The sequence below is a fragment of the Thermanaerothrix sp. genome (assembly GCA_026417795.1).
Classification (GTDB): Bacteria; Synergistota; Synergistia; order Synergistales; family Synergistaceae; genus Thermanaerovibrio.
Genome location: JAOACP010000051.1, coordinates 1 through 6,915 on the forward strand (window position 1 = coordinate 1; position 6,915 = coordinate 6,915).

Genomic DNA, 6,915 nt, shown 5'->3' on the forward strand with positions numbered 1-6,915 from the left:
AGATGTGTATAAGAGACAGACGTAAGCCGTCTGTCGGTCTTCGTGAGCGGGAAGCTGGTGGAGCAGAGGGAGTACAAGGATCAGAGCGGCGTTGGGGGCCTCCAGGAGGTCATAGCCTTGAACGGCCTTCCCAAGGGGGCTGAGATCAAGGTGGTGGCTGCGTGCTCCATAATGGGAACCACCAGCGGCACACTTGTGGTAAGGTGATCTGCCAAGGCGAAAACACTTTGTTTAGAGGGGCCCCTAGGGGCCCCTTGCTTATTTAAACATTTTAGCATCCTTGGGAACCTTCTCTTCCGCTGCGGGACTTGCGGGACGTTGGCGGATACACCGGGGGTTCCCAAGACTTGGTATGTCCCTGAGAAGCTCGGGGGTGTTAAGGAGATGGCCTCCCGTGGGGAATCCTTGTGATTCAAGGTCTTAAAGGTTGGTTATCCTTACGACTCCCTCCGTGTTCACCCTGTCGAGCATCTCCGAAACCGAGAGTTTTAAGGTGGGATGGACCCACTGGGGTTCTATGCAGTTGAGGGGCACCAATACGAAGGGCCTGTCCTGAATGCCAGGATGAGGTATATGCAGTTCTGGGGAGTCGAATACCATCTCATCGGCGAACAATATGTCCACGTCGATCTCCCTTGGGCCGTTTTTGAACCGCTGGACTCGTCCCATCCGGGCCTCAAGGGCCTTGACTTCCTTGAGCATGTCCAGCGGGTCTTCAAGGGGACACCCCATGGTTACGCAGGCGTTTAGGAACCGGGGCTGTTCATGGTACCCGAACGGCGGGGTCTCAAAGACCGGGCTTGCTTTGAGGAGCCTCCACCCCCTGGATTTGAGGTTATTAACTGCCGATCGCAGAGCCCCCAGCCGGTCTCCCAGGTTTGACCCAAGGGCCAGGACCACCGTAGTCATAACGTACCCCTCCTGATAGCGTCGATCATTTTTATGACCTTAACGTTCTCCTTTACGTCGTGTACCCTTACCAGGGGCACACCCTTCATGGCGCAAAGGGCGGTGACCGCCAAGGTGCCCTCCAGCCTTTCCGCTGGATCCTCCGCCCCGGTGGCAAGCCCCACGGTGCTCTTCCTGGAGGCTCCTATCAGCACCGGTCTTCCAAGGATTGAGAATGCCTCTGGATGTCTTAATATATCCAAGTTGTGGCACGGCTTCTTGCCGAATCCGATCCCCGGATCCAGTATTATCCTCTCCTCCTCTATCCCTGCCTCGCAGGCGCGTCTCATTTGGGACTGGAAGAAGTCCATCAGTTCGCCGAAGAGGTCTTGGTACGACGGATCCCGCTGCATGTCCTTGGGCCTGCCCTTTATGTGCATCAGCACCAGGGAGCACCGGCTCTTAGCCACGGTTTCGGCCATCTGGGGATCGAACGTGAGGCCCGATATGTCGTTTATTATGTCCGCCCCTTCTTCTATGCATGCCGAGGCAGTGGCGCTTTTGTACGTGTCAACGGATATCACCGCCTCCGGGAAGCGGCGCCTTATGGCCTTGAGGATAGGGAGCAGGCGTTCCATCTCCTCCTCGGCGCTCACCGGATCGGATCCGGGCCTGGTGGATTCCGCCCCCAGGTCCAACACGTCCGCGCCATGGGACAACATCTCATCGGCGGTCTTGAGGCACTGCTCCACCCCCCTTGACCTGCTGGCCTCAAAGAAGGAGTCCGGGGTGATGTTTATTATGCCCATCACCTTGGTGCGGTCCCCAAGATCCAGCACGCGGCCTGCTGGAAGTGGAATGCTCCAACGCTGGGTCCTCATGCCCCTAAGGGCCCTCCTGAGGGAGTCCTTCACATCCTGAAGGCCGAAATAGGGCATCAATTCCAGTTTCTCGGCGAGGCTGTGGAGTTGTCCGATGGTGCCGAAGAGCATCACCGACGAGCGGTCCACTAAGCCGCATATCGCCCCTCTGTGGACCACCGCATCGCCTCCCCGGGCCAGCATCTCCTGCTTTATGGCGTTTGCGGCCCTGAAGTCCAGGTCCTTAAAGCCAAGACAAAAAACCTGCCTCTTCCGGGAGAAGAAGGGCAGGCATCTTGGGTCCGCCCCAACTTTTGCGATCCTTTCCGCCAGTTCGGCGTCGTCGATGAGTTCGAGTCTGTAGGGAGTCATTACGATCCTCCTATCCCGCGGGTCCCAATGGGATTTCCTCTGTAAAGCCCGGTAGATTGTACATTAGAACCGGCGCCTATTTTTTTGACCTGTATTGACAATTGGCCAGAGAAGAGGTAATTTAATGGCCGTGGCTTGGGTGTTAGCAGTCTTGTGTGTAGAGTGCCAAGGCCATGGAGGTGTGCCCATGCTTACTGAGCGTCAGTTGGAGATAGTTTTGTCGGTGGTCTACGAGTACATAAGGAGCGGGGAGAGCGTGGGCTCAAGGACCGTGTCCAAGAGGTATCTCAGCTCTCACAGCCCCGCCACCATAAGGAACGAGATGTCGGATCTGGAGGGGATGGGTTTCCTCTCCCAACCGTACACCTCCGCTGGCCGGGTCCCCACCACAAGGGCCTACAGGCTCTACGTGGATTCGGTGCTTCAAAGGTCGCGATCCAAGGGGGTTGGGCTGCCCTTGGCGGAGGCGCTCAAGCGCAAGAGGCGGGACCTTGAGGGTTTCCTCAACGAGGCCACGGATCTTTTGGGCAGGCTCACCCACTACGTGGGCATAGGCGCCATAGCTCCCCTGAACGGCATAACCATAAGGAACGTAAGCTTCTTCAAGGTGGATCAGCGGAACGTGCTCCTTGTGGTCGTGCTGGAAGGGGGATTGGTGCACCACAAGGTGATCCCCATGCCGTGGGAGCTGTCCTGCGATCTCCTGGACGAGTTCTCGAGGAAGATGAACATGGCGGTGTCCGGAAGGCCATGGTCGGAGGTCAGAGCCTCCCTGGAGGGGTATCTTTTGCATCAGCTTTCGGAGTTCTCCGAGGCATGCCGGGTGGCCCTGAGCACACTTGGGGAGATTATGGAGTCCAGGCAGGTCAAGGTCTTCACCGGTCCGGTGAGTCAAATGTTGAGCCTCCCGGACTTCCAGGATCTGAGCCGTCTTAAGGCCTTCTTCTCCCTGCTGGAGCAGGAGGAGGAGTTGGCGGAGCTGGTGGCCAGGCACTCGGTGGGCAACGGGGTGAGCGTGGTCATAGGGGAGGAGTCCCAACGTCCGGAGCTTGAGGACTGTTCTTTGGTCTTGGCCTCCAGTCCCAAGGGCGGGGCTAAGGCCATAGTGGGTATATTGGGTCCTAAGAGGATGGACTACGAGAGGGTAATATCGGTGCTTGAGGACGTGGCGTCCGCCATGGAGGGTTTGGAGGAGTAATGTGCCATGGAAGAGAATCGCTTGATTGACGGAGCTTTTGATGATGCTGCCTCCCGGGAGGAATCGCATCCTTCCGCGGAGGAGTCCCGCCAGGAGGATCTAGAGTTGGCGGAGATGTCCAAGGTGGAGCTGGTGGAGATGCTTCGGGGTAAGGACCGGGATATCAAGAGGATGGAGGAGGAGCTGTCGAAGTTGAGGGATAGCTACGACGACCTCATGAAGGAGGCCTTGCGTAACAAGGCGGACTTCACCAACTACGTAAGGCGGGTGGAGAGGGATCGGGAGGCCGATAGGAAGCGGTCGGCGGAGTCCGCCGTGGGGCTTTTGATCCCGGTGCTGGACAACCTGGAGAGAACCCTTGCTTCCTGTCAGGACAGGACGGACGACCCGGTGATAAAGGGAGTTCAGATGGTGGCCCGCCAGTTCCTCTCAGCCTTGGAGAGCCTTGGGTTGGAGAGGGTGTTGGCGGAAGGGGCTTTCGATCCATCGGTTCACGAGGCGGTGGACTTTGAGGAGACCGAAGATCCGGGCATGGACGGCAGGGTGGTGGCGGAGCTACAAAGGGGATACCTGTTGGGAGGCAAGCTAATAAGGCCCGCCCTGGTAAAGGTTGCTAAGCTTAGGGGTTGAGGGTTTTAACGTATAAACGGTTGAGATAAAAATCTCGCGAAAGAGGGTGTTTCTTCATGGGAAAGATAATAGGGATAGACCTTGGAACCACCAACAGCTGCGTGGCGGTCAAGGAAGTTGACAACATAACGGTAATACCGAACGCTGAGGGTAACAGGACCACCCCGTCGGTGGTTGCGTTCACCAAGGATGGGGAGAGGCTTGTTGGGCAGCTGGCCAAAAGGCAGGCCATAGTCAACGCCGACAGGACCATCATATCCATAAAGCGCAAGATGGGGTCCGACTACAAGGTTAACATAGACGGCAAGTCCTACACTCCCCAGGAGATATCCGCCATGATACTCCAGAAGCTCAAGAAGGACGCGGAGGACTACCTTGGGGAACCGGTCACCCAGGCGGTCATAACCTGCCCCGCTTACTTCACCGACGCCCAGCGGCAGGCCACCAAGGACGCGGGCACCATAGCGGGGCTTGAGGTCCTGCGGGTCATAAACGAGCCCACCGCCGCGTGCCTTGCCTACGGGGTGGACAAGGAGGGGGACCACAAGATACTGGTGTTCGATCTTGGGGGCGGCACCTTCGACGTGTCCATACTGGACGTTGGTGATGGGGTCTTTGAGGTGCTTGCCACCTCCGGGGACAACCACCTGGGCGGCGATGACTGGGATATGCGCATAGTAGACTGGATGATAGACGAGTTCCGGAAGTCCGAGGGAATAGACCTTAGGAACGACAAGATGGCGTTCCAGCGCTTGAGGGAGGCGGCGGAGAAGGCCAAGATAGAGCTCTCCTCCATGATGGAGACCACCATATCCCTGCCCTTCATAACCGCGGACCAGAACGGCCCCAAACACCTGGAGCTTACGTTGACCAGGGCCAAGTTCGAGGACATGACCGCGGACCTTCTGGAGAGGACCGTGGCTCCCACCAAGAGGGCGTTGGAGGATGCGGGGCTTAGCGCCTCTCAGATAGACAAGGTCCTGCTGGTGGGAGGTTCCACCAGGATGCCCATGGTTCAGCGTAAGGTGAAGGAGCTCTTGGGCAAGGAGCCCACCAAGGGCATCAACCCCGATGAGTGCGTGGCGGTGGGAGCCGCCATCCAGGGAGCGGTTCTTAGCGGGGAGAAGAGCGGCATAGTGTTGGTTGACGTAACCCCCTTGTCCCTTGGCCTTGAGACCCTTGGTGGGGTGTTCACCAAGATAATAGAGAGGAACACCGCCATCCCCTGCTCCAAGAGCCAGGTCTTCACCACCGCGGCGGACAACCAGCCCCAGGTGGAGATACGGGTGCTTCAGGGCGAGCGCCCCATGGCGAACGACAACGTGGAGCTTGGACGGTTCATCCTCGATGGGATCCCCCCCGCACCCAGGGGGGTGCCTCAGATAGAGGTCACCTTTGAGGTGGATGCCAACGGGATAGTCAACGTTACCGCCAAGGACAAGGGAACCGGCAAGGCCCAGCACATAACCATACAGTCCTCCAGGCTGTCGGAGGCGGAGATCGAGCGTCTCCGGAGGGAGGCGGAGCAGCACGAGGAGGAGGACCGCCGCAAGAAGGAGCTTGCGGAGGCCAGGAACGAGGCGGAGAGTTTGGTTTACAACACCGAGAAGACACTTAGGGATCTTGGGGATAAGCTAACCTCCGAGGAGAAGTCTCCGGTGGAGGAGAAGGTGAAGGCCCTGAAGGAGCTTACCGCCAAGGACGACGCCGGCGCCATAAGGCGGGGCATTGAGGAGCTCACCCAGGCGCTTCACGGCATATCCCACAAGATATATTCGGCTTCCGGCGGCGCCCAGAACCCCACGGACGCCTCCGGTGCGGACCATGGCAGCGGCTCCGTGGACGCGGACTTCAAGGACGCCGGAAGGGCTTAAGGAGGGTGGTGGCCGGTGGCTGCTCCGGGAAAGAAGGATTATTACGATATACTGGGAGTATCCCGGGAGGCCACGTCGGAGGAGATAAAGAAGGCCTACCGTAAGCTTGCCCGCAAGTACCATCCGGATGCGAATCCGAACGACAAGGATGCGGAGGCCCGATTCAAGGAGATCAACGAGGCTTACGAGGTCTTGGGCGATCCTGCCAAACGGGCCCAGTACGATCAGTTCGGGTACGTGGGCGACGCTCCCCCCGGGGGTAACCCCTTTGAGGGATTTGGCGGGTTTGGCGGCGATCCCTTTGGGGATCTCTTCGGCGATCTTTTCGAGAACTTCTTCGGCGGCATGGGAGGGCGCCCCGGCAGGGCCCCCTCCGGTCCCCGAAGGGGAGCCGACGTGGAGACGGTTTTGCAGATCACCTTGGAAGAGGCCTTCCGAGGTTCCTCAAAGGAGCTCACCATACCCCGTTGGGAGACCTGCGCCAGGTGCGGCGGCTCCGGGGCGGAGCCCGGCACTAAACCGGAGACCTGCCTCAACTGCGGAGGCCGCGGCCAGGTGGAGCAGTCCATGAGAACCCCCTTCGGCCAGTTTGTGCAGGTAAACACCTGTCCTAGGTGCTCCGGAAGGGGCAAGGTAATAGGTAGCCCCTGCAAGGAGTGTAAGGGCCATGGCAGAGTGCGGGTTCCGCACCGGGTTGAGGTTAAGATCCCCAAGGGGGTGGAGACCGGAACCAGGCTTAGGATCCCCGGCGAAGGGGAGGCGGGAATTAACGGCGGGCCTCCGGGAGATCTCTTCCTGATAGTGGAGGTAATCCCCCATCCGGTGTTTGAGAGGCATGGGGCGGATCTCAGGGTTAAGGTGGACGTGGCGTTCCCCCAGGCGGCCCTGGGCAGCGAGGTCCCCTTGGAGACCTTTGAGGGAACCGAACGGATAGAGATACCGCCTGGTACTCAGCCCGGATCGGTGTTGAAGATCAGGGGTAAGGGGATGCCTAGGATGGGCGGCGGCAGGGGGGACCTTTTAGTTCAGGTGCGGGTTGTAGTTCCCAAGAACCTGACGGAGAGGCAAAGGGCCCTTCTTCAGGCCTTAGCCC

Annotated in this window: 7 protein-coding genes; 5 read left to right on the top strand and 2 right to left on the bottom strand. The window is 59.0% G+C overall.

Annotation, left to right across the window (positions count from 1 at the left end; translation table 11 throughout):
* Positions 1 to 42 precede the first annotated feature (42 nt).
* Positions 43 to 207: a hypothetical protein gene (locus N2315_08475; GenBank protein ID MCX7829211.1), complete on the top strand. Its 165-nt coding sequence runs from the start codon at positions 43 to 45 to the stop codon at positions 205 to 207.
* Between the two features lie 213 nt (positions 208 to 420).
* Here the strand turns inward: N2315_08475 and folK are convergent, their stop codons facing one another.
* Together folK and folP are read right to left on the bottom strand one after the other, a co-directional pair.
* Positions 421 to 909 (bottom strand): 2-amino-4-hydroxy-6-hydroxymethyldihydropteridine diphosphokinase, encoded by a 489-nt coding sequence (gene folK, locus N2315_08480; protein ID MCX7829212.1) that lies wholly within the window; start codon positions 907 to 909, stop codon positions 421 to 423.
* On the bottom strand, positions 906 to 2,120 hold the full coding sequence (gene folP / locus N2315_08485; protein ID MCX7829213.1) for a dihydropteroate synthase: 1,215 nt from the start codon (positions 2,118 to 2,120) through the stop codon (positions 906 to 908). The genes folK and folP overlap by 4 nt, the downstream gene beginning before the upstream one ends.
* A 187-nt stretch (positions 2,121 to 2,307) precedes the next feature.
* On the opposite strand from folP, the gene hrcA reads away from it, so the two are divergent.
* From hrcA to dnaJ, 4 genes are all read left to right on the top strand, one after another.
* A complete protein-coding gene (gene hrcA, locus N2315_08490) occupies positions 2,308 to 3,318 on the top strand; it encodes a heat-inducible transcriptional repressor HrcA (protein ID MCX7829214.1) in 1,011 nt (336 codons plus the stop codon).
* A gap of 6 nt (positions 3,319 to 3,324) precedes the next feature.
* Complete coding sequence (locus N2315_08495; GenBank protein MCX7829215.1) at positions 3,325 to 3,948, top strand: nucleotide exchange factor GrpE; 624 nt, start codon at positions 3,325 to 3,327, stop codon at positions 3,946 to 3,948.
* Positions 3,949 to 4,004: 56 nt separating this feature from the next.
* A complete protein-coding gene (dnaK, locus tag N2315_08500) occupies positions 4,005 to 5,822 on the top strand; it encodes a molecular chaperone DnaK (protein ID MCX7829216.1) in 1,818 nt (605 codons plus the stop codon).
* Positions 5,823 to 5,837: 15 nt separating this feature from the next.
* A partial coding sequence (dnaJ, locus tag N2315_08505; protein ID MCX7829217.1) for a molecular chaperone DnaJ occupies positions 5,838 to 6,915 on the top strand: 1,078 nt, incomplete at its 3' end.

What these genes read in the sequence shown, in the direction of transcription:
- N2315_08495 (MCX7829215.1), top strand. Translation starts at nt 3,325, where the DNA reads ATGGAAGAGAATCGCTTGATTGACGGAGCTTTTGATGATGCTGCCTCC.
- dnaK (MCX7829216.1), top strand. Translation starts at nt 4,005, where the DNA reads ATGGGAAAGATAATAGGGATAGACCTTGGAACCACCAACAGCTGCGTG.
- folK (MCX7829212.1), bottom strand. Translation starts at nt 909, where the DNA reads ATGACTACGGTGGTCCTGGCCCTTGGGTCAAACCTGGGAGACCGGCTG.
- folP (MCX7829213.1), bottom strand. Translation starts at nt 2,120, where the DNA reads ATGACTCCCTACAGACTCGAACTCATCGACGACGCCGAACTGGCGGAA.
- hrcA (MCX7829214.1), top strand. Translation starts at nt 2,308, where the DNA reads ATGCTTACTGAGCGTCAGTTGGAGATAGTTTTGTCGGTGGTCTACGAG.